This is a genomic window from Saliniferula longa, assembly GCF_050789285.1.
Lineage (GTDB): Bacteria > Pseudomonadota > Alphaproteobacteria > Rhodobacterales > Rhodobacteraceae > CAVPWP01.
The window spans coordinates 334,261-356,838 of record NZ_JBOUVX010000004.1 but is presented as its reverse complement, the minus strand read 5'-3'; the positions used below and the strand labels follow the sequence as shown (position 1 = coordinate 356,838).

Below are 22,578 nucleotides of genomic sequence, written 5' to 3'. Positions count from 1 at the left end.
TCCTTCCCCCTACTTCACGGCGCCGAAGGTCAGGCCGCGGACAAGTTGCTTCTGGCTGAACCATCCCAGGATCAGGATGGGCGCGATCGCCATGGTCGATGCCGCCGACAGCTTGGCGTAGAACAGGCCCTCGGGGCTTGAGTAGCTGGCGATGAAGGCGGTCAGCGGTGCGGCCCCGGCGGCGGTCAGGTTCAACGTCCAGAACGCCTCGTTCCAGGCCAGAATGAAGTTCAGCAGGATCGTCGAGGCGATGCCGGGCACGGCCATCGGCGTCAGCACGTACAGGATCTCCTCCCGCAGCGACGCCCCGTCCATGCGCGCCGCCTCGAGGATCTCGCCGGGGATCTCCTTGAAGTAGGTGAACAGCATCCAGACGATGATCGGCAGGTTGATCAGCATGATGACGATGACGAGGCCGGTGCGGGTATCGAGAAGTCCCAGCTGAATGAAGATCAGGTAGATCGGGTACAGGACCCCGACCGCCGGCAGCATCTTCGTGGACAGCATCCAGAGCAGGATGTCCTTGGTTCGCCGCGAGGGCACGAAGGCCATGGACCAGGCGGCCGGAACCGCGATGAGAACCCCCAGAAGCGTCGAGCCGCCGGCGATGATCACCGAGTTCATGAAGTGCCGGAAGTAGTCCGAGCGTTCCTGGACGACGCTGTAGTTCTCGAGCGTCCAGTCGAAGAACAAGAAACTCGGTGGCGAGGCGATGGCCTCGGCCTCGGTCTTGAAGCTTGTCAGGATCGTCCAGAGGATCGGGAAGAAGATCAGCAGGCCGACGGTCCAGGCCAGTGCGGTGTTGATCGTCTTGCGGCGGGCTGTGACGGCGCGGGCCATGTGCGTCTACCTCCTCACGCGTCCAGGTTCTTGCCGACGATGCGCATCAGAAAGAGCGCAACGATATTGGCCAGGATGATCGCGTAGACCCCGCCCGCCGATCCAAGGCCGACGTTCTGGCTTTCGAGAACGCGCTGGAAGATCAGGTAGGTGAGCGTCCGTGTCCCGAACGAGCCCTGGGTCGTCACGAAGATCTCGGCAAAGATCGACAGAAGGAAGATCGTCTGGATCAGGATGACGATCGTGATGGCGCGGCTGAGGTGCGGCAAGATGATGTAGACGAAGCGCTTGAGCGGCGGCGCTCCGTCCATCTCGGCGGCTTCGAGCTGTTCGCCGTCAAGCGATTGGATCGCGGTCAGCAGGATGAGCGTCGCGAAGGGCAGCCACTGCCAGGACACGATCAGGATGATCGAGAAGAGAGACACGTCGCTCAGCCATTCGATGGGCTGGGCGCCGAAGAATTTCCACAGGTTGGCGAAGACGCCGTTCACGGGATCCATGAACATGTTCTTCCAGACCAGGGCCGAGACGGTCGGCATCACGAAGAAGGGCGCGATCACGAGGATCCGGACGATCCCCTGGCCCCACATCGGCTGGTCGAGAAGGATCGCAAGAAGGACCCCCAGCGTCACCGTGATCGCAAGAACGCCCGCGACGATGACTACGGTCGCATAGATGCTGGGCCAGAAGGCGCTCGACGTCACGAAGCGGATGTAGTTGTCGAAGCCCGCGAACCCCTGGTCGCCGCCGCGCAGCGGCAGGAAATTCCGGGTCGAGAACCAGAGCGTCATCGACAGCGGTACAAGCATCCAGCCAAGAAGCAGGATCACCGCCGGTGCCATCATCAGACGCGCGGCAGCGCGTGAGTGCCGGGTCGCCATTACACGTCTCCTCGGTCGTCAGGCGTTGCCTGAAAGGGTCGGGGGAATGGTTCCGGAGGGCGGACTGCCGCCCTCCGGACGCGAGGATGCCTCAGTACCCTGCGGCTTCCATCTCTTCGGCGACAAGCGCCTGTGCCTTGGCAAGCGCCTCATCCGGCGTCTGCTGGCCCGCGACCATGGCCGAGAACTCCTGCCCGGCGCTCGTGCCGATGCCGGCCCACTCGGGGATCGCGACGAACTGGATGCCGACATAGGGCACCGGCTGCACCGACGGATTGTTCGGATCGGCCGCATTGATGGAGTCGAGCGTCATCTTGGCGAAGGGTACCTTCTGGTACTCGGGGTTCTCGTAGAGCGAGGTCCGGCTGCCCGGGGGCACGTTGGCCCAGCCCTCTTTCTCTGCGACGAGCGCGAGGTACTCCTTGGACGTCGCCCACTCGATGAACTCCTTCGCGGCACCTTCCTTCTGCGTGCCGGCCGGAATGGCGAGCGCCCAGGCCCAAAGCCAGTTGGCCCGCTTGTCGACGCCGTCCTTGTTCGGCGCCAGCGCGAAGCCGACCTTGTCGGCCACCATCGAGTCGTTGGGGTTCGTCACGAAGGACGCCGCCACCGTGGCGTCGATCCACATGCCGCACTTGCCCTGCTGGAACAGCGCGAGGTTCTCGTTGAAACCGTTGGTCGAGGCGCCCGGCGGTCCGTAGTTCTGAAGAAGGTCGTTGTAGAACGAGACCGCCTCCTTCCACTCGGCGCTGTCGAGCTGCGGCGTCCAGTCCTCGTCGAACCAGCGGGCGCCGAACGAGTTGGCGACCGTCGTGATGAAGGCCATGTTCTCGCCCCATCCCGCCTTGCCGCGCAGGCAGATGCCGTAGATCTCGTTGTCCTTGTCGGTCATCGCCTCGGCCGCCTGGCGAATGAACTCCCAGGTCGGCGCGTCGGGCATGCTGAGACCGGCCTGTTCCATGAGGTCGGTGCGATACATGATCATCGAGGATTCGCCGTAGAACGGCGCGGCATAAAGCGTGCCGTCCAGGCTGAGACCGGCACGCATCGCCGGCAGGATGTCGTTGACGTCGTAGGACTCGGGCAGGTCGTCAAGCGCGACCAGCCAGTCGTTCTTGGCCCAGATCGGCGTCTCGTACATGCCGATCGTCATGATGTCGAACTGGCCGCCCTTGGTCGAGATGTCCTGGGTCACACGCTGACGAAGAACGTTCTCTTCCAGCGTGACCCACTCGACAGTGTGGCCGGTCTTCGCCGTGAAATCGTCAGTCAGGCCCTGCATCCGGATCATGTCACCGTTGTTCACGGTCGCGATCGTGATGTTTTCGGCATAGGCGCCGCTCGCAACGACAAGCGATAGCGCCGTCGCCGCACGAAGTGCGTTCTTCAGGTACATCCGTGTCCTCCCTGTGCTGGATGTCACCCGGGCATGGTAGTCGAAAAATTTCCGCGACGTCAATTAATTCTTTACGCGCGCTAATTTTTGAAAATCATGCAGAGGCCCGAAGGATAAGCCTCGCAGGGAAAAGGGTTTCTGTCCGGCTCTCGAACCGGCCACCGCTTTCGACCAGCTCGAACAGCGTCTCGACGCTTCGGCTGGTGACCGAATCATAGTCATGTGCCGCCGTCGTCAGCGACGGGCAGGTGAAGCGCGAAAACGGGTGGTCGTCGTTCGACGCGACGCGAAGCGAGCAGTCCGGGTCGCGCCCGACCCGGATGCCCCGTTCGTAGCACGCCGCTAGAAGGCCGATGGCAAGGCGGTCGTTGCTGCAAAGAACGGCGTTCGTCGGAAGCGCGCGCTCTTCCAGCATCTTCAGGGCGCCCCGCCGGCCGATCTCTTCGAAGGCCCAGCCTTCGCCTTCGACCTGGATCACGTGCGGCTTGAGGCCGAGCCGCTCCATCATCTGGACATAGGCCCTGCGGCGCTTGTTGGCATTCGGGTTCGCGGGGGTGCGCATCTCGAAAAACGACGGCGGTTCGCCGGTTCGAGTCAGGTATTCGACCGTCTGCGAGACGAAGCTGAAATTGTCCGATCCGACAAATGCTTCGCCAAGCCCCTCGATATTGCTGTCGAACAGCACCGTCGGCACATCGCGGCAGAACCTCTCGATCGCCGCGCGATCCGACGAGCGCCCAAGCGGCGCCAGCAACACGCCCGCAGGTTTCAGCGAGCGCAGGTTGTCCAGAATGTCGTTCTCGAACTTCTGCTCGCCATAGGCGCTGAACAGGATCGGAGAAAACCCGGCCTCGATGCAGCGCTGCTCGAGGCGCCGCGCGATCTCGGCGAAGAACGGATCGGCGAGGTAGGGAACGACGATGCCGACGTTCTTCGTCAGCTTCCGGTTTTGGTTCATCGCGTAGATGTTGGGGCGGTACTCGTACTGCCTGAGCGCCTCCTCGATCCGGGCGCGGGTCGACTTGCGCACGCTGTTCGGGTCGTTGAAATACTTGGAAACCGTCGGACGCGAGATGCCGCTGATCGCGGCGAACTCCTCCATGTTCCGGATCTTTGTCTCAGACAACTGCTTTCTCCGATGCCTTCCGACGACCTAACCCCCACCGCCTTGCGCCTCAAGGCGCCCGCCCCAGAATAGGCAAAAAAACTTCACTCGCGCAAACTTCGGGTCCAAAGCCGGAATGGGCGAAGGGCCTGTCCGGGCCCGATCCGGACGGGAAAGCCCGTCATTCCCTTGATCCCAAAGCCCGACGGCCGCAGCCGGACGAGGGTCACGCGGCAGCAAAGTCCCCACGGCAGACCGCGCAGAAGTCTTGGTGCAGTCCGGCTTTGCAAAACGCCGGCACCGGCGTGGCGACGCGATATCCGTCCTGTGTCCAAGGGAACCGGAAAAGGAATTCCGCCCGCCTGTGGTTCACAGGCGCGCGCTGGATCCCCGAAGCCCAAGCCCTCATGAAGGGCGGCCCCGGTTCACAGTGCAGGTTCAGCCATGGGAAACAACGTGGAAGGCCGCAGTCGGCCGCCCGATCGGCGCGGGGCTGCGGGATAGCCGGCGCCCCTATTCTGCGGCCGCCGGTCTGGCCTGCGCAATCGTGACCGCGACCTTCGCTTCGGCCAGCGCTGCGGCAAGCGCCTCGACGGGTGCGACTTCTGTGACCAAGATCTCGATCCCGGCCAGCGGGCAGACGCGGACCAGCGCGGAGCGACAGAACTTGCTGCTGTCGCAGACGACGACCCGTCTCCGGCCGCTTGCCAGTACCGCACGGGCGAAGGCGGCCTCGTCGGGGTCGTAGTCCATCACGCCGTCCGACGAGATCGCGCCGGCCGAGATGACGGCGTGGTCCACACGGAACTTCTGCATCGCCTCGACCGTGTCCGGGCCTAGGAGGGCGCCCGAATCCGCGCCGAAGCGGCCGCCGAGAAGGTGCACCCGGTTGCCGTTTCGCCCCGCAAGCGTCCGCGCGATGTCGGTCGAGTTCGTCACGATCTCAAGCCGTTCATGGCGGGTCAGCGCACGTGCGAGGAAACTGGTCGTCGTGCCGGTGTCGAGCGCAAGGCTGTCGCCGTTTCTGACAAGCGCGGCGGCCGATCGGGCGATGCGCTGCTTGGCCGTGGCGTTTTCGCCCATTCGGCGCTGGAACGGGGCCTCTCCCGCGCTGCCGGCAAGGCCGACCGCGCCGTGCATCCGCACCAGCGTCCCGCGATCCGCAAGCGGGCGCACGTCGCGCCGCACGGTCTCGGCCGAGACTTCGAGTCGCCCGGCCAGTTCGGCGATCGTCACGGTGCCTTCGCGGCCCAGGATTTCGAGGATGCGGCCATGCCGCTTTGACAGGCGGTCCATTGCGCCTCGGGCGATGTATCAACAGATACGGGCCGAAAAACCACAAAATCCCACACATGGCAATTGACAGCCTGCTTCGCCGCGCGGTTCACTTGGCCAGCATCGGCTTGGCGCTGCATCCGGGGCGCGCCGGGCACAAGCCACTCCCGGAGACTCAAGACCCAGCAGGGGGTGCATTCACATGACCAAAAGACGGCTTTCCGCGATTACGCTGGCGCTTCTGGCCGGCACGTCTGCCATCGCGCAGGAATCGACCGATCCGATCAAGCTGACCTTGCACGACTGGACCGGCCAGCTCATCACCACCCAGCTCATGGGCGAGGTGTTGAAGGCGGCGGGGTACAACGTCGAGTATCTGCAAGCGGACTACCTTGCCCAGTTCGCCGGGCTCGAGACCGGCGATCTCGACGTCGCCATGGAGATCTGGGAGACGACGGGCCGCGAGGCGATGGACGCGGCCATCGCGACCGGCAACGTTGTCAACGTCGGCCCCACGGGCATGCAGGCCAAGGAAGAGTGGTGGTATCCGATCTACATGAAAGAGGCCTGCCCGGGCCTGCCGAACTGGGAGGCGCTCAAGGATCCGGCCTGCGCCGAGGCCTTCGGCACGGCCGAGACGCTTCCGAAGGGACGTTACCTTGGCGGCCCGGTCACCTGGGGCGGCTTCGACGAAGAGCGGGTCGAAGCGCTTGACCTGCCGTTCGAGGTCATCCACGCCGGGACCGACGCCGCGCTCTTCGCCGAACTCGAAAGCGCGATTCAGCGGCAGGCGCCTGTCCTGCTTTGGGTCTATGCCCCGCATTGGGCGCCTGCGAAATACGAGGGCGAGTGGGTCGAGTTCCCCCAATACACCGCCGAGTGCTATGCCGATCCCGCCTGGGGGTCCAACCCGGACCTCGCCTATGACTGCGGCAAGCCGTTCGGCGACATCTGGAAGGTCGCGTGGTCGGGCGTGAAGGACAAGTGGCCGGGGGCCTATTCGGCCATCGAGGCGTTCACCATCGACAACGACGACATGGGCGCGATGATCACCGAGGTCGACCTGAACGGAAAGACGGTCGAGCAGGTGGTGGCCGACTGGATGGCAGCGAACGAGGCGACGTGGCAGGCCTGGATCCAGTGACACGCACAGTCGGCCGGGGCGCCTGAAGGCGCCCCCGCGGACCGCGAGATGACGACGACGGAACCGAAACTCGTCTGCCGGGGCGTCTGGAAGCTGTTCGGCCCACATGCGGCCGAAATGCTACGGCGCCTTGGCCCCGACGCCGACCCCGAGACGCTTGTCGCCGCGGGTCTGGTTCCGGCCGTTCGCAAGGTCGACCTGACCGTCCATGAAGGCGAGATCTTCGTCATCATGGGGCTGTCGGGATCGGGCAAGTCGACGCTGGTCCGCTGCCTGTCCCGCCTGATCGAACCGACCGCGGGCGAGATCCTGTTCCACGACCGGAACCTGCTTGCGGCCTCGGATGCCGAGATGATCGCCCTGCGTCGGCACAAGATGGGCATGGTCTTCCAGCATTTCGCGCTTCTGCCGCACATGACGGTCCTGCAGAACGTGGCCTTCCCCCTTGAAGTCCAGGGCATGGCCCGCGCCGAACGCGAAGAGCGGGCCGCGCGGATGATCGGCCTTGTGGGCCTTTCGGGCCGCGAGGATGCCTTCCCGCGCCAGCTTTCCGGGGGCCAGCAGCAGCGGGTGGGCATCGCGCGGTCGCTGGCGGCGGATCCCGAGCTTTGGTTTCTCGACGAACCCTTCTCGGCGCTCGACCCGTTGATCCGGCGCGAGATGCAGGACGAGTTCATTCGCCTGCAGTCGGTCCTGAAGAAGACCATCGTCTTCATCACCCACGACTTCGACGAGGCGATCCGGCTGGCCGATCGCATCGCCATCATGAAGGACGGCGCCGTGGTGCAGGCGGGTACGCCCGAGGATCTCGTCCTGAATCCGGCCACGGACTATGTCCGCGAATTCACGCGCGCGGTCGCGCGTTCCAAGGTCGTGAAGGCCGGCAGCGTGATGTCGCCCGCAAACGGCGTGGCGGAGCGGCCGTGCATCGCCGCGCGCACCTCGGTGGCCGAGGCTGCGCCGCTGTTCCGCGACGGGACCGAGGCCGTCGCCGTGATCGATGCCGCAGGGCGCGTCGTGGGGCAGCTCGACCGCGCGACCGTGGTTGATCTGATGCTCGGGGGCTAGGACGATGGCGACCGCGACCCTGCCCGTTCCCCCGGTCTTCGGCCTGCGGCCGGGCGTTCTGCTTTGGGCCTGTGCGACCACTCTTGCCGCCGCGCTCTGGCTTTGGGGGGGCGATGCCCTGCCCTGGGCCTTCGAGATGCCCCGGGCGTGGCGGCCGCCCTTCGCCGCGTGGATCAGCGGGTTCCTCGACTGGCTGACGGACGATGCGCATTTCGGCCTTTTCACCTTCCGGGACCTGACGCGGTTCCTGTCGGCCATCATTGACGTTCCCTATCAGATCGCGCTGGGCCTGCTGTCAGGCGGGGGCAGCGTCTTCGGCGTCGGCGTTCCACCGGTCGGCTGGCTTGGCGTGACGGTGCTGGTGGCGCTTCTGGGGTTCGCGCTGGGCGGCGTGCCGCTTGCGGCGCTGGCAGGCGGGGCCTTCGTCTTCATCGCGGTCTTCGGCCAGTGGACAAGCGCGATGCTCACGCTCGCCTCGATCCTGGTGGCGGTGCCGCTGGGGGTGGGCGGGGGCCTTCTTCTTGGGATCGCAGGGCACCGTTGGCCGGGATTCGGACGGGCGATCGTGCCGCTTCTCGACCTGATGCAGACGATCCCCATCTTCGCCTACCTTGTGCCGATCCTGATCCTCTTCGGTTTCGGCCCGACATCGGCGATGATCGCGACCCTGATCTACGCCATGCCCCCGATGACGCGGATCACGATGCTTGCGCTGCGCCGGGTCCCGGACGAGATCGTCGACCTTGGCCGGATGATCGGCTGCACGCGCCGGCAGATGACCTGGCAGGTCATGGTGCCTTCGGCGCAGGAGGCGCTGATGGTGGGGGTCAACCAGGTCATCATGCTGTCGCTCAACATGGTCATCATCGCCTCGATGATCGGCGCGGGCGGGCTGGGTTTCGACGTTCTGTCCGCGCTCAGGCGGCTCGACTTCGGCGCGGGACTCGAGGCGGGCCTCGCGATCGTCGCGCTTGCCATCGCGCTTGACCGGCTCAGCCAGGCGGCGGCGCGGCGGCGCCCCGCCCCCGTGACCAGTGCGGGCTTCGTCGCGCGCAATCCCTTCCTTGTGGCGGCGCTGGCGGTGCTTGTCCTTGCCACCGTCGCGGGCCTTCTTGTGCCCGCGGTCCAGACCTTTCCCGAGGCATGGGAGCTTTCGACCGGCACCTTTTGGTCCGACGTGGTGGCATACATCAACGTCAATCACTTCGACACGATCGAAGCGGTGAAGAACGCGGTGCTCCTGAACGTCCTTGTCCCGGTGAAGCGTTTTCTGATGAGCCTTCCCTGGCTTGGCGTTGCGGGGCTTCTCGCGCTGGCCGGCTGGCGGCTTGGCGGTCCGCGGCTTGCGCTTCTGACCGGGGGCCTCACCGTGCTGGTCGCCTCGACCGGGCTGTGGGAAGAGGCCATGACCACCGTCTATCTGTGCGGCATCTCGGTGGTGATCGCCATGCTGATCGGCCTGCCCATCGGCATCCTCGTGGCCGAACGCGACCGGCTATGGGCCTGGGTGCGGGTCATCATCGACACCCTCCAGACGCTGCCGGCCTTCGTTTATCTGATGCCAGCGGTGATGCTGTTCAGGGTGGGCGACTTCACGGCGATGATCGCCATCGTGGCCTTCGCGCTTGCGCCCGCCATCCGCTATACCGTCCTTGGTCTGCGCGGCGTCGAGCCCGCGCTGATCGAGGCGGGCAGGGCCATGGGCTGCACGCCCTGGCAGATCCTGACCCGCATTCGCCTGCGTCTTGCCCTGCCCGAGATCCTGCTGGGCCTGAACCAGACGATCATGTTCGCGCTGTCGATGCTGGTCATCACCGCCCTCGTCGGCACGCGCGATCTTGGGCAGGAGGTGTACATCGCCCTGACCAAGGCGGACGCGGGGCGCGGGCTGGTCGCCGGTCTTTGCGTCGCCTTCATCGCGATCATCGCCGACCGCCTGATCCACGCCGCCGCGTCGCGGTCGCGCGCAAGGCTTGGCCTTACCGACGGAGCCGCGCATGACGCTGCCTGACGCAGTCGCCGACCTTCCCTGCTGGCACGGGACGCCTTCGGGCGAGCGGCTGTCCGGCGGGCTGTCGAACGAGATCTGGAAGGTCGCCGATGACGCGGGCACCCATGTCGTGCGCCTTGGGCGCGACTATCCCTTCCACCATGTCGACCGCGCGCGCGAAGTGATGACGGCGCGGGCCGCGCACAGGGCGGGCTTCGGACCGGAGGTGCACTTCGCCGCGCCGGGTGTCATGGTCACCGCCTTCATCGGCGCGCGCACGTGGGGGGCCGAGGATCTTCGCACGGACCCCGAGCGCGTCGCGCGGCTTCTGTCCGCCTTCCACCGCCGGATGGGCGCCGAGATCTCGGGCGCGGCGTTCCTGTTCTGGCCCTTTCACGTCGTTCGCGACTATGCGCGCACCCTGCGCGGGACCCCACATGACGGCGTGACGGGCGAGTTCCTTCCGCTTTCGGACGAAATGGAGCGCGCGCAGGTCCCGCTGCCCATCGTCTTCGGGCACCACGACCTTTTGCCAGCGAACATCCTCGATGACGGAAAGCGGCTCTGGCTGATCGACTATGAATACGCGGGCTTCGGAACGGCCCTTTTCGACCTTGCCGGGGCCGCGTCGAACGCCGAGATGCCGCCCGACGCGGCCGAGGCGTTGCTGGCCACCTACTTCGGGGCGACGCCGGACCCGGCCCTATTCCGCGCCTTCGACGCCATGCAGGTGGTGTCGCTCCTGCGCGAGACGCTCTGGGCCTACGTGTCCGACCTCACCCTGTCGGCGCCGGGCGTCGACTACATGGCCTACGCCGCCGAAAACCGCGCGCGGCTTGATGCAGCACTTGCCGCCTACCGCAGCAGATGGGGAACTGAATGAACCTTCCGGATCGCGCCCAGATCGTCGTCATCGGCGGCGGCATCATCGGCTGTTCGACCGCCTATCACCTTGCGCGCGACCACAAGGCGGACGTCCTTCTGCTCGAACAGGTTCAGCTCACCTCGGGCTCGACCTGGCACGCGGCGGGGCTTGTCGGGCAGTTGCGCTCATCCGCGTCGATCACGCAGGTGCTCAAGTACTCGGTCGATCTCTACAAGCGGCTTGCCGAAGAGACGGGCCTCGAAACCGGCTGGAAGATGACGGGATGCCTGCGGCTGGCGACCACGCCCGATCGCTGGACCGAGTTCCGCCGACTTGCCACGACGGCGCGCAGCTTCGGGATGGAGATGCATCTGATCTCGCCGGATGAGGTCAAGCGGATGTGGCCCCTGATGGAGACCTCGGACCTTGTCGGCGCAAGCTGGCTGCCGACGGACGGTCAGGCCAGCCCGTCGGACATCACCCGCTCGCTTGCCAAGGGGGCGCGGATGCATGGGGCGAAGCTTGTCGAGGGCGTTCGCGTCACCGGCTTCCGCATGGACGGCGGCCGGATCGTCGCGGTCGAGACGACCGCAGGCGCGGTGCAGTGCGACAAGGTCGTCAACTGTGCCGGGCAATGGGCGCGGCAGGTGGGCGCCATGGCGGGGATCGAGGTCCCGCTACAACCGATCAAGCACCAGTACATCATCACCGAGGCGCTGCCGGGCCTGTCGACCGACGCGCCGACGATCCGCGACCCGGACAGGCGCACCTACTTCAAGGAAGAGGTCGGCGGCCTCGTCATGGGCGGCTACGAGCCCGACCCCCAGCCCTGGACCACCGGCGACGTGCCGGACGACTGGGAGTTCCGGCTTTTCGACGACGACTGGGACCACTTCGCCCAGCACATGGAGCAGGCGATCGCCCGGGTGCCGTCCTTGGCCGAAGCCGGCGTGAAGCAGATGATCAACGGGCCGGAAAGCTTCACGCCCGACGGCAACTTCATCCTTGGCCGCGCGGCGGAATGCACGAACATGTATGTCGGCGCGGGCTTCAATGCCTTCGGCATCGCCTCGGGCGGCGGCGCGGGCTGGGTGCTGGCGGACTGGGTGATGGCCGGCGAGGCGCCCATGGACCTCTGGGTCGTCGACATCCGCCGCTTCTCAAGCCTTCACCGCGACCGCCACTGGGTCTGCGAACGCACCTGCGAGGCCTATGGCAAGCACTACACCGTCGCCTTTCCGCATGAAGAGATGGAAAGCGGCCGTCCGCGCATCGTCTCGCCGCTTTACGATCGGCTCACGGCGCATCGCGCGGTCTTCGGATCGAAGCTTGGCTGGGAGCGCCCGAACTGGTTCGCGCCCGCCGGCATCGAGGCGCGGGACATCTATTCGATGGGACGGCAGAACTGGTTCGGTCCGGTGGGCGAGGAACACGCCCTTGTCCGCAGCGCGGTCGGCCTTTTCGACCAGTCGTCCTTCGCGAAATACGAGGTGACCGGGCGCGACGCGGGCGCCGCGCTTGACTGGATCTGCGCGGGTGACGTGACCAAGCCCGTGGGCCGGCTGACCTATACCCAGCTTCTCAACAGCCGGGGCGGGATCGAGGCGGACCTCACCGTGGCCCGGATCGCCGAGGACCGGTTCTACATCGTCACGGGAACAGGCTTTCGCACCCATGACCTTGGCTGGATCGTCGACCACCTGCCGCCGGGCGACGTGCGGCTTGAGGATGTGACCGAAGCCTGGGGCACGCTGTCGCTGATGGGGCCAAGCGCCCGCGCGGTGCTGTCGGCCGTCACCGACGCCGACGTGTCGAACGCCGCCTTCCCCTTCGGCCACGTGCGCGAAATCGACATCGCCGGGGCAAAGACGCGGGCCTTGCGCGTGACCTATGTGGGCGAACTGGGGTGGGAGCTTCACGTGCCGCTGCAGGCCACGGGGCGCGTCTTCGATGCGCTGATGGAGGCCGGGGCAGGGGCGGGTCTGCGCCCGGTCGGCTACCGCGCGCTCGAGTCGCTGCGCCTCGAGAAGGGGTATCGGGCGTGGTCGTCCGACATCACGCCGAACGACACACCGTTCGAAGCGGGGCTGGGCTGGGCGGTCAAGATGAGGTCGAACCGCCCCTTCCTTGGCCGCGACGCGCTCGAGGTGATGTCGGGCAGACCCCTGAAGAAGCGCTTTGTCGGATTCCTCACCGACGGTGACGCCGTGCTTCTGGGGCGCGAGACGATCCTGCGGGACGGCGCGCCTGTCGGCTACCTGACTTCGGGGGGGTACGGCTACACGCTTGGGCAGGGCATCGGCTACGGCTACGTGCGGAACCCCGCGGGGGTGACCGACGACTGGCTGGCCGGCGGGCGCTACGAACTTGTGGTGGCGGGCGAGACGGTGCCCGCGGTCCTGGGCACGCCGCCCTTCCTTGATCCGAAGGGCGACCGCATCCGGGCCTAGGTGCGCGCCAGAACGACGGCGCGGCTTGGGGTGGCGCCGGTTTCGCCGGGCATCGAGATGTAGGGTTCGGTCGCCTCGACCACCTGCGCCTCTGGCGCGCCGGTGACGGCCGCCGCGAAGCTGTCGGCCCAGAGCGTCTCCTTGACGGTCAGCACCAGCACCCCGCCGGGCCGCGTCACGGCAAGAAGGCCGGGCAGCGCCTCGGCCCCGACGTGACCGGTCGTCAGGACTCCCGCGCAGACGACGCCTGCGAAGTGTCGTTTCGGCACGGGCAAATCGCCGCCCAGAAGCGCGATGTGCAGCGCCTGATAGACGCCCTTTGCCCGCGCGACAGCGAGCATCCCGGCAGAGATATCCAGCGCCTCGACCTCGGGATAGCCAAGGATGCCGAGCCACTCGCCGACAAGTCCGGTGCCAGCCCCCGCGTCCAGGATCGGGGCCGCTCCCTTCGGCAGGTGCCGCGCCAGAAGCGCCGTTGCGATGGCCGGGTGCCGGTAGCCCGCCTTCGCCATGTCGGCGTCGTAGGATCCCGCCCAGTCGTCGTAAAGCCGTGCGATGTCCTGCGGACCCTTCGCGGCGTAGACGGCATCGAGGTGGTCGTTGTCGTGGCTGGCCATGGCATCCTCCGCACGGCCGACTCTAGCCAAGCCACCCGGCCTGTGGAAGGGTGAGGGCGACTGCTGGACGCCATGGGGGACGCGATGGAGGACGAAGCACAAAGGGTTCTTGCGGGGATTCCGGCGCTTTCCGGCTACATCGGTCCGCTCGAGCGGATGGGAGGGCTGACCAACGCGGTGTTCCGCGCGGGCGACGTCGTCCTGCGTCTGCCCGGCAGGGGGACCGAGGAATACATAGACCGCGCGAACGAGGCCGCCGCCGCCCATTCGGCCGCCGCGGCCGGTGTAAGCCCCGAGGTGCTGTTCGTCGACCCTGACTCGGGCGTGATGGTCACGCGCTACATCGAGGGCACCGTGACCATGTCGCCCGAGACATTCCGTACCCGCACGGGCGCACCCGGCCGCGCCGGTCAGGCCTTCCGGCAGCTTCATGACTCGGGCGCGGTCTTTCCCGCACGCTTCGAGCTGTTCGGAATGATCGACGGCTACCTGAGGCTACTTGCGACGAAGGACGTGGCCCTGCCCGAAGGCTACCACGACGTGATGGGCGAGGCGTCGGGTGTCCGCGCGGCACTCGAACGCGCGCCCATTCCCGCCGCCGCCTGTCACTGCGACCCCCTGTGCGAGAACTTCCTCGATACCGGCGAGCGTATGTGGATCGTCGACTGGGAGTACTCGGGCATGAACGATCCGATGTGGGACCTGGGCGACCTGTCGGTCGAAGGCGGGTTTTCCCCGGATCAGGACGAAGAGATGCTTGCCGCCTATTTCCGCGGTCCGGTGCCGCCGACGGACCGGTCGCGCATGGTGATCTACAAGGCGATGTGCGATCTTCTCTGGACGCTTTGGGGCCTGATCCAGCTGGCGAACGACAATCCCGCCGACGACTTCAAGGCCTACGCCCAAACACGGTTCGCCCGTTGCAAGGCGCTGATGGCGACGCCGGACTTCGCGCGCCAGCTGGCGGTGCTTGGCCGCTAGGCCGGGGGTTAACCCACAAAGGCCCTGCGCCGACTGACCGATTTGCGCGGGTTCGACTTCCGGCCGTTCCGAAAGGAAATCGTCGAACATCGAATGGAACAGCGCCGGCCTGTCCCGATGTGCGGCCTGTCCCGACGGTTTCGCATCCGGGGCGGCGGCCGGTCGACGGGCGCACGTGCAGGGCGCAGGGGCGGGATCGTGGCGGGTCTTCTGATGACCGGCTTCAGGTCAGGCACCGATCCAGGCAGGCAAGCCAGTTCTCACGCGCCAGCCTGGCGATCAGGGCGTCGTCGTAGCCATGTGCCGCCATCGCCTGAAGCAGGCGCGGCACGCCGGTCACGTCGCCGATCAGGTCGGGCAGGACGCAGCCGTCGAAATCCGAGCCGAGGCCGACGTGATCCTCGCCCGCATGCGCGATCAGGTGGTCGAGGTGGCGCAGCATCGTGTCCCAACCGGTGTCGCTGGCCGCCCGGCCATCTGCGTTGAGATAGAACGTCGCGAAGTTGAAGCCGACCATGCCGCCGCGCTCGCGGATCATGTGCAACTGCCGATCGGTGAGGTTGCGTGGCGAGGGGCAAAGCGCATGGGCGTTCGAATGCGTGGCGACAAGCGGTGCATTCGAGAGACGGGCCACGTCGTCGAACCCTTTCTCGTTCAGGTGCGACAGATCAATCAGGATGCCGAGTTCGTCGCAAAGCCGAACGAGGTCGCGGCCCTTGTCCGTCAGGCCCGCTCCGATGTCCGGACTGCCGGGAAAGGCCATGGGCACGCCGTGGCCGAATATTGTCGGCCGGCTCCACACCGGCCCCAGCGACCTCAGACCCATGTCGTGGAACAGATAGAGCGCGTCGAGGTCGGGGCCGATGGCCTCGGCCCCTTCCATGTGCATCACGCCGGCAATGGCGCCCGCCTGCATCGCGGCGCGGATGTCGGCGACCGACCGGCACACGTGAAAGTCATCGGGCGCCGCGCGCGCCATCCAGTGAAACAGTCCGGCCATGGTCAGCGCGTGGGGCTGGGCCTGCGCGTGCGTCATCTCGGGCGGCATCGGCAGCGCATAAGGCGGATCGGCCATCAGCGTCTTGAAGTCGGGCGGCGGGCCGCTCGACGCCGGGGGTACGAAGATCGCAAAGAGACCGCCGGCGAAGCCCGCGGCCTTCATCCGGGAAAGGTCAAGATGGCCCCGGCCCGCCGCGCCAAGCCAGGTCTCCTCCCGAGGGGCGGGGGTCAGCATCAGCCGCAGCAGGAAGTCGTTGTGGCCGTCGAAGAACGGAATGGGCGCCGTCATCGGGCCTGGTCCTCGTTCGACAGAGCGGCGAGATAGGCGTCGACGTCGCGCAGGAGGCCGGTGCAGTGATCGTCGGTGATGCCAAGATGGCCGATGTGATCGACGATATTGGTCAGGTACGCGCGGCTGGTGCCAAGGACGCCCGCCCCTGTCGCGATGCAACGGATCTGCTCGGCCCGGGTGATATCGCCTCGGATGTCCGGGTGGCCGTGATCTGCCAGAAAGGTTAGGGCGGGCGTTTCGGCTCCCGCGATCCGGATCGGCACGAACCCGGGGATGTAGCTCGGCCCGATCATCTCGCGGCGAAACAGGATCTCGGTTTCGATGTTCACGTCCTGGGCCCGGATCCGGAAGGCCAGCCCTTCGCAGCCATCGCCTGTATCCAGGGCGGCCATCAGGCCCGGCGCCTCGGGCATGCCACGTCCGCCCTTGTCGTCCCACAGGATGAACCGCCGGGCGTGGCCGTCGGCGCGGGCGCGGCGGACCTCGGCGAAGCGCAAGGCGGGGTCCCACATCAGCGACCCATAGGCGAAGATCCACAGATCGCCCTGATGACCGCCAAGCGCCTCGGCCCGGATCGCCTCGCGCTGTTCGTCGGTGTGGACCCACGGCAGGAACGCCTCGAGGTGGGGGTGCTGTTCGAGAACGGACTCGACGCTGAAGGTGCGGAAGTACGAGGTTTCGGGGTCTGCGATCCGGTCGCGCAACTCGGGGTGGTGGGCGAAGGGATCCATGGGGTCAGGCATCGTGGCGCTCCAATGGGGCGGTTTGAGTGGGCAGCATCGGCGTGCCGATGGCCGTGCCGCGCGCGACCACAGGGAAATTCGCCCAGCACTCGACATCGCGGTCTGCCGCCCGGCGACCAGCCGCATCTGTGTGTTCCTTGGACGGGTGGGGTGACCGGATGACGCGCTGAACGCCCAGTCGGTGCGCCCTGGGCAGACTGTCACTGACCGGCAGTTCACCACTTCGGTGCCTGTGCGCGGCCGGTCGGGCAGAGATGCGCACGACTTTCAATGCGGTGTCACCGCGTTCGTCGAAGGTCCGGCAGACAGCGGTGTCGCCGGTCAGGCGCGCCGGACGCAGGCATCCCGACGGCAGATCGACGATGCCGGGATGCGTAGCCAATTCGGCACCAAGGGTTGCGGGGTGAGGCCCTTGCGAAACCTTTTTCATCGCCCGGCGATGAAAGTCCCGTGTCGGCCCTGGGACGGCATCCAGATCGCCGGGCGGCTGGTTGCGGGCGATGGTGGGCGCCATCCTAGCGCGCCTTGAGCGGGTAGCAATCGGCCTCGGCGAAGACATCGACCGCCACGGTGCCGGCCCGGATCTTCGCGCCGTGTTCGACGCCCGCAGGAATGTCATAGCTGTCGCCCGGGCCATAGGTCCGCGTCTCGTCGCCGATCGTGAAGACGATTTCGCCCGCGATCACCGTTCCCCATTGGGCGCCGTGTGCGTGCCGAGGCAGGTCCATATCCTTGTGGAAACGGAAGAACGCCACAAGCCCGGCGTCCGAGCGCACGGCATGGGTGGTGACCACGTCCTCGGGGAACGGCACGTCGAGGGCCGGCATGGACTCAAAGAAACTGGGAAGGTTCATTGTAATCTCCTGTTACGGCGGCGGCGTCGACGTTCACTTCACCAGACCCAGTTGTCGCGCGATGCTGGCGCTGTCGTAGTAGTCGCGCCCCTCGACCACCTTGCCGTCCTCGACGCGCATGACGGAACAGTACCATACCTCCATCCGGCGACCCGACGGCGGGAAATCCCCAAGGCTCGACTGCAGCGTTCCTGTCTGCGTTCCGCGGTTGAGGAACTCGACGACGGCCCAGCCGTCGGGGCCGTCGCCCGAGGTGATCACGTTGACGACCTTGACCTCGCCATCCGGGAAAGCCGCGCGCCATCGGTGATAATCGGCGCGATAGCCGTCGGGACCGATCTGCGCCTCGCCGCGCGCGACATCCTTGAACCGGCAATCGGGGGCTATGACGGCGACCCCGCGCTCCGGGTCGCGCATGTCCCACGATTCATGGAACTGTCGCACGGTCTTTTCCAACGCGTTCATGGGGCGTCCTCCGTGATCGCATCCCCGGGCTGCGGCGGCAGTTGCACGAGGGCCAGCCGCACGTCTTCGTCGCCGACCACCGTTGTCGTGTGGCCCGGCCCCGAAACGTCCTCCATCCGCCAGATCGCGCCGGCGCCGAACTCGCGCACCGCGCCGTCGCCGGCCTCGACCCGAAGGCGACCCGACAGACAGAAGGCGACCTGCCGGCGTGGCGACGGGTGCCGCGCGCCGCCCCAGCCGGCCGGCAGGATCAGGAAAAGAAGGCCGGTCGCGGGGGCGATTTCCGAGATCGGCATCGGAGGGGCAGGCGGCGCGAAGGCCACCGGATGCAGCGGCACCGCGCCGTCCGAGAAACGCGAGACGCCGTTCGCGTTCTCGGTCAGATGAAGGAAGGTGATCGCGTCGACCGCGTCCTCAGCCATGTTGCGCCTCCGTCTTGGCTGCGTCGTCGTTGGAGACACGGTCGTTCCTGGCGGTGGGGGGGCCCTCGCTGTCCCGGATGGTCAACCTGATGCGGTCGTTTCCCCGGGCCCCGAGGAGGTCCGCGGCCCTCAGGTGGATTTGGCCGACGCAGGTTCCGGCGGGTGCTTCGACATGATCTGGCATTGCGGGCCCTTCCTTGTTTGGCAGGACTGCGTGGACAGGGGCGTTGCTTGCCGGTCGTTACGGCGCGGCCACAAGAAAACGCGCCCGCGCCCCGATGCGGTAGCTGCCGTCGGAACGCCGGAACGGCGCCAGAGCCATCCGGTTCGCGTCCTCGACGGCGGCATCGCCCGAACGGGAGGCCGCCGCCACCGCCACCCCCGACGAGCCGATCCCACGCAGTGCGGTGGCCTCGTCCGGATATGCCCAGGGCGTGTCGACATCGCAAACCTCGATCGGGGTCAGGCCACCCGCAGTGGCGAGAGTCCGAAGCGCGGTCTCGTCGGAAAGGGCGAAGGGGCCGGGGGCGCCGGGCGGCGGCGCAGGCAGAAGCGGCTTCAGGGCTGCGACGAGCGCGGCCGCTTCCATGCCTTCGGGATTTCCCCAGGTCATGATGATGACGAGGCCGCCTGGCCGCGTCACGCGTCCCGCTTCGCGGAGCGCCTGCGCAGGATCGCCGGCGAACTGGAAGGAGTTGAAGCCGGTGACAAGGTCGAAGGCGTGGTCGTCGAACGGCAGCGCTTCAAGGTCGCAACGCCGGAAGTCGCCACCTGGCGTGCGCTCGCGCGCGATTTCGAGCATCCCCTCGGCCGCATCGATGCCGGCGACCGTGGCTCCGAGCGAGGCCGAGAGGCGCGCAGCCATGCCGGCCCCGCAGCCGGCGTCAAGATGCCGGGTGCCCGCGCGTACCCCGGCACGGGTCAGCACCGCATGGTAGGCGGCCGAGAACTGGCCTTCCTGCACCTCGGCCCAGTCGCGCGCGCGCGCGCCCCAAACCTGACCGTTCCGTTCTGCGGTTTGGGTGTTCATTCCGGTCTCCTGTAAGGGGCGCTGCGTTGCGCGGGCGCAAGCGATGAATGGAGGTGGCGCGTCATCCCGCGACCTGCCGGCCGTAGTCCTCGGCATCGAACCAGCCGCGCGATGCGGCGACCTTGCCGTGGCTGTCGAGGTCCCATTCCTCCCAGCCCGAGATGCGCAGGGGATTGTGGGTCTTCGCGTCGTGCCCGGTGAAGGTCCACAGATAGGCGACATGATCGCCCGCAATGCGCAGCCCATCACAGGTCAGCGTCAGGTCGGGGACGTCGGCGAAGAAGCCGGCCGCCATCGCGGCCACGCCGGCGCGTCCCACCCAGGGGGTTCCCCGATTGATGACGATGCCGCCGCCGTCGGCATAGAACGAGGCGACGGCCTCGGGTGAGCCGCTGTTCCACGCGGCGGTGTAGGCGGCTGCGAGGGCCGCGATGTCGGTGGTCATGCCGGGGCTCCTTTCTGCAATTCGGCATATGGATCGCCATCCCGGACGCCATGCCGGCGCAGTGCGCAGAGACGCGTGGAAGGCGCAGGGGCGAACTCTTCGCGTCCGTCGGGGCCGTTGAACCTGCCGTAGCGCAGGTTTGGAGGCAACGCCCCGCACAAGGCCATCATCCCACTCACGCGTTCGGCAAGGTGCCGGATGCGGGGCGGTTGGGCGGCACCGGTGCGGCCGCGACCCACCGAGGACGCGGGTGCCCAGCCTTGCGACGGATCGCAAGACGGCCCGAGCGGATCCGCGTTCGGGGTCTTTCTGCGCGCGCAGCGATTCAACCGTGCGGTGGCTTGTAGGCGCCCAGCACCTCGCCCGCTTTCGCCAGGGCAGCCATGGCGTCGGCCGAAGTCATGAGCTTGGTCGTCGCCGATCCCGAGACGGTGCCGGCCGATGCGACCGCGGCGGCCCCAGCCATCATGAACTTGTCGTCTGGACCTTCGATCAGGCAGATGACGTCGTACTGCCCGAAGGCAAAGAACATGTGGTGCAGTTTGCCGCCAAGCGCCTCGATCAGCTTGCGTGCCGCGGCCTCGCGGTCGCTTGGCTTGGCGACCATGGCTTTGATCGCGTCCTTGGAATAGGTCAGTTGATACAGATAGAACGGCACGATGGGTCCTCCCTCAGGACGGGCCATGGCATCCTGTGCCGTGGCCTCGAGCCGAATGTTGGTCGGTCCGTGGGCGCCGCGTCTACCAGACTGGCTAAAACGATCTAAAGCCCGACGTCCCCGGTCCTGCTAGCGCAGGGCATCGGCGGCCTCGGGCGGCGCCAGTCCCGCGGCGACACGAAAGAAGGTGTGCGCCCGCGCAAGGTAGTCGGCGTTCGTGGTCAGCCAACGTCCCGCCAGCCGTGCCTCGACCAGCGACGGCGCGATCCTTTCGACCCGGGCGAAGGCGTCCGCGGCACGGTCGAGGCGCCCTGCGCCCACCCAGGCGATGGCGCCAAGGATCAGGGGCGTCGCGCTTCCCGCCGCCTCGGCCAGCGCGGCGTCTGCGGCCTCGGCCGCTGCGGCGTAGTTCCGCACGGCGAATTGCGCGAAGCCCAGCGCCGCAAGGAGCGAGCCGCGCGAGGGATCGCGCGGACTGCGGCGAAGTGCGGCCTCGGCCAGGGGAACGCCCCGGGTGGCGTCTCCGTGAAAGCCCTCGTAAAGCCCCAGCCAGGCCAGTGTGACCGCGCAATTGGGGTTCATCTCGTGCGCCTGGCGAAGCTCGGCCAGACCGGCCTCGGGATCATCGTTCATGAAGTGCAGAAGCGCGCGCAGCCGGCGCCCGTGATGGTCGGTCGGATCGGCTGCAATTGCCCGAGTGGCCGCCGTGATCCCCTCGGCCAGCGTTCCGGGAACCGACGGGGTCGTTGCGTGATAGACGTTCCACCAGGCGACCCAGGCCAGCACGCGCCACGCAAGACCCGACTCCGGGTCGAGCGCAAGCGCCTGCCGTGCAAGATCGGCCGCCCGTTCGCGCGGTGCCACATCATATCCCATGTCGCCTGCCGAGATCACCGACCAGCCCCGAAGCGCCAGGCCATGGGCCGTCAGGTCCACGGGCGAGGCTGTCCGGATCCTTTCGGCTTCCGCCCTGTCGATCTGCGGGGCAAGGCAGGTCACGATGGCGCGGGCCACGCGCGCCTGCGTTTCGAAATGCCCGGCAAGGTCGCGATCGAAGTTCTCGGCCCAGACATGGCCGCCTGTGGATGCGTCGATTAGCTGGGCCGTCACCCGGACGCGATCGGCGGCGGTTCGCACGCTGCCCTCCACGACATAGCGCACGCCAAGCTCGCGGGAGATGACGCGCACGTCGCGGGGCGTCTGCCCATAGACCAGGGCCGAGTTCCGCGCGACCACGAAGAGGTCGCGAAAGCGCGAGAGTTCGGTGGTGATGTCCTCCACGAATCCCTCGGCAAGCCAGACCAGATCGGGGTCGGTTCCGAGGTTCGAAAACGGCAGCACCACGACCGAGGGGCGGTCCGGCAGGCGCAGGGTGGACGGCCCTTCGGACGTGACGTCGAGCGCAAAGCGCAGACCGCGCCCGGGAACGGTCACGATCGCGTTGGGCCCCAATATCCGCCGCAGGTTCGCGACCTGTACGTTGAGGTTGTTCTCGCCCACGACCGTGCCGGGCCAGACGGCCTTCATGATCTCGTCGCGTCCAACCACGCGGTCGCGGCGGGCGACCAGCATGTCGAGAAGATCGAAGGCACGCGCGCCAATCGCGACGTCCTCGCTCCCGCGGATCAGCCGGCGGGTGCTTCGCTGCAACGTGAAGTCGGCGAACCAAACGCTGTCCATCTGTGGAATAGTAACGAAATCCCCCGGATTTCGGTAACAAGAACAACCAACAGGGGCCGGGACCCCTGTTTGGGCGCCGCCGGAAAGGTGAAAGCGCCGGCGGATCGGCGGAAATCGGTGCTGGGCAATCCAGCCCCACTCTGTTCCGCAGAAGATCGGCGCCGTGCCCGAACACCCGCGCGGTGCCGCGCCCACCGCGAACCGACCCTTCCAGGATCGGGAGAACGCCACGTCCGCCGCGCCCCTCCGATGGGATGGAAACCTCGCCGTCAGGCCGGGCCGGTTTCAGGGGTCAAGAACTGTGCGGTGGCTGTTGATGTGCACTTGACCCGCTCGTGGGAAGGCGAGGATGGTGCAAGACTTGATCCAGAGCAACGC

At 67.1% G+C, this 22,578-nt stretch carries 22 protein-coding genes; 6 read left to right on the top strand and 16 right to left on the bottom strand.

The annotated features are described in order from the left end of the window. Positions 1–9 precede the first annotated feature (9 nt). The 5 genes from ACRDNQ_RS18295 to ACRDNQ_RS18275 form a co-directional block, all read right to left on the bottom strand. On the bottom strand, positions 10–840 hold the full coding sequence (locus tag ACRDNQ_RS18295; RefSeq protein WP_431830152.1) for a carbohydrate ABC transporter permease: 831 nt from the start codon (positions 838–840) through the stop codon (positions 10–12). Positions 841–854: 14 nt separating this feature from the next. Beyond that, positions 855–1,721 (bottom strand): carbohydrate ABC transporter permease, encoded by an 867-nt coding sequence (locus ACRDNQ_RS18290; protein WP_431830151.1) that lies wholly within the window; start codon positions 1,719–1,721, stop codon positions 855–857. A 91-nt stretch (positions 1,722–1,812) separates the two neighbouring features. Continuing rightward, on the bottom strand, positions 1,813–3,117 hold the full coding sequence (locus ACRDNQ_RS18285; protein WP_431830150.1) for an ABC transporter substrate-binding protein: 1,305 nt from the start codon (positions 3,115–3,117) through the stop codon (positions 1,813–1,815). Positions 3,118–3,211: 94 nt separating this feature from the next. Further along, complete coding sequence (locus ACRDNQ_RS18280) at positions 3,212–4,243, bottom strand: LacI family DNA-binding transcriptional regulator (protein ID WP_431830149.1); 1,032 nt, start codon at positions 4,241–4,243, stop codon at positions 3,212–3,214. Positions 4,244–4,735: 492 nt separating this feature from the next. Next, positions 4,736–5,518, bottom strand: a complete 783-nt coding sequence (locus tag ACRDNQ_RS18275; RefSeq protein ID WP_431830148.1) for a DeoR/GlpR family DNA-binding transcription regulator — start codon at positions 5,516–5,518, stop codon at positions 4,736–4,738. A gap of 181 nt (positions 5,519–5,699) precedes the next feature. Between ACRDNQ_RS18275 and ACRDNQ_RS18270 the strand changes: the two genes are divergently transcribed. From ACRDNQ_RS18270 to ACRDNQ_RS18250, 5 genes are read left to right on the top strand one after another with little or no spacing between them, the layout of a single operon-like run. Next, a complete protein-coding gene (locus tag ACRDNQ_RS18270; protein WP_431830147.1) occupies positions 5,700–6,641 on the top strand; it encodes an ABC transporter substrate-binding protein in 942 nt (313 codons plus the stop codon). A 48-nt stretch (positions 6,642–6,689) separates the two neighbouring features. Further along, entirely contained in the window at positions 6,690–7,709 is a 1,020-nt protein-coding gene (locus ACRDNQ_RS18265) for a quaternary amine ABC transporter ATP-binding protein (RefSeq protein WP_431830146.1), read from the top strand. A 4-nt stretch (positions 7,710–7,713) separates the two neighbouring features. Next, entirely contained in the window at positions 7,714–9,720 is a 2,007-nt protein-coding gene (locus ACRDNQ_RS18260; protein ID WP_431830145.1) for an ABC transporter permease, read from the top strand. Further along, a complete protein-coding gene (locus ACRDNQ_RS18255) occupies positions 9,707–10,582 on the top strand; it encodes a phosphotransferase (protein WP_431830144.1) in 876 nt (291 codons plus the stop codon). The genes ACRDNQ_RS18260 and ACRDNQ_RS18255 overlap by 14 nt, the downstream gene beginning before the upstream one ends. Beyond that, positions 10,579–13,014 carry a GcvT family protein gene (locus ACRDNQ_RS18250; protein WP_431830143.1) on the top strand — a complete coding sequence of 812 codons (2,436 nt, stop codon included), beginning with the start codon at positions 10,579–10,581 and terminating at the stop codon, positions 13,012–13,014. Before ACRDNQ_RS18255 ends, ACRDNQ_RS18250 begins: the two co-directional genes overlap by 4 nt. On the opposite strand, the gene ACRDNQ_RS18245 is transcribed toward ACRDNQ_RS18250, so the two are convergent. Beyond that, entirely contained in the window at positions 13,011–13,631 is a 621-nt protein-coding gene (locus ACRDNQ_RS18245) for a class I SAM-dependent DNA methyltransferase (RefSeq protein ID WP_431830142.1), read from the bottom strand. The two genes, ACRDNQ_RS18250 and ACRDNQ_RS18245, sit on opposite strands and share 4 nt — an antisense overlap. An 84-nt stretch (positions 13,632–13,715) precedes the next feature. On the opposite strand from ACRDNQ_RS18245, the gene ACRDNQ_RS18240 reads away from it, so the two are divergent. Next, positions 13,716–14,612, top strand: coding sequence for a phosphotransferase family protein (locus ACRDNQ_RS18240; RefSeq protein ID WP_431830141.1), 897 nt, complete (start codon positions 13,716–13,718; stop codon positions 14,610–14,612). A gap of 223 nt (positions 14,613–14,835) precedes the next feature. Here the strand turns inward: ACRDNQ_RS18240 and ACRDNQ_RS18235 are convergent, their stop codons facing one another. The 10 genes from ACRDNQ_RS18235 to ACRDNQ_RS18190 form a co-directional block, all read right to left on the bottom strand. After that, a complete protein-coding gene (locus ACRDNQ_RS18235; RefSeq protein ID WP_431830140.1) occupies positions 14,836–15,900 on the bottom strand; it encodes a dipeptidase in 1,065 nt (354 codons plus the stop codon). Further along, a complete protein-coding gene (locus tag ACRDNQ_RS18230) occupies positions 15,897–16,646 on the bottom strand; it encodes a gamma-glutamylcyclotransferase (protein WP_431830139.1) in 750 nt (249 codons plus the stop codon). Before ACRDNQ_RS18230 ends, ACRDNQ_RS18235 begins: the two co-directional genes overlap by 4 nt. Continuing rightward, a complete protein-coding gene (locus ACRDNQ_RS18225) occupies positions 16,639–17,160 on the bottom strand; it encodes a hypothetical protein (RefSeq protein WP_431830138.1) in 522 nt (173 codons plus the stop codon). Before ACRDNQ_RS18225 ends, ACRDNQ_RS18230 begins: the two co-directional genes overlap by 8 nt. Position 17,161: 1 nt before the next feature. Next, positions 17,162–17,500, bottom strand: a complete 339-nt coding sequence (locus ACRDNQ_RS18220) for a cupin domain-containing protein (protein ID WP_431830137.1) — start codon at positions 17,498–17,500, stop codon at positions 17,162–17,164. A gap of 33 nt (positions 17,501–17,533) precedes the next feature. Then, on the bottom strand, positions 17,534–17,965 hold the full coding sequence (locus ACRDNQ_RS18215; RefSeq protein ID WP_431830136.1) for an ester cyclase: 432 nt from the start codon (positions 17,963–17,965) through the stop codon (positions 17,534–17,536). Next, a complete protein-coding gene (locus tag ACRDNQ_RS18210) occupies positions 17,962–18,387 on the bottom strand; it encodes a cupin domain-containing protein (RefSeq protein WP_431830135.1) in 426 nt (141 codons plus the stop codon). Before ACRDNQ_RS18210 ends, ACRDNQ_RS18215 begins: the two co-directional genes overlap by 4 nt. 241 nt (positions 18,388–18,628) lie before the next feature. Beyond that, positions 18,629–19,417, bottom strand: coding sequence for a class I SAM-dependent methyltransferase (locus tag ACRDNQ_RS18205; RefSeq protein WP_431830134.1), 789 nt, complete (start codon positions 19,415–19,417; stop codon positions 18,629–18,631). Positions 19,418–19,478: 61 nt separating this feature from the next. Then, on the bottom strand, positions 19,479–19,862 hold the full coding sequence (locus ACRDNQ_RS18200; protein ID WP_431830133.1) for an SgcJ/EcaC family oxidoreductase: 384 nt from the start codon (positions 19,860–19,862) through the stop codon (positions 19,479–19,481). A gap of 325 nt (positions 19,863–20,187) precedes the next feature. Further along, positions 20,188–20,520, bottom strand: coding sequence for a GYD domain-containing protein (locus ACRDNQ_RS18195; RefSeq protein WP_431830132.1), 333 nt, complete (start codon positions 20,518–20,520; stop codon positions 20,188–20,190). Between the two features lie 129 nt (positions 20,521–20,649). Further along, positions 20,650–22,200 (bottom strand): winged helix-turn-helix domain-containing tetratricopeptide repeat protein, encoded by a 1,551-nt coding sequence (locus tag ACRDNQ_RS18190; protein WP_431830131.1) that lies wholly within the window; start codon positions 22,198–22,200, stop codon positions 20,650–20,652. Positions 22,201–22,578: the final 378 nt, after the last annotated feature.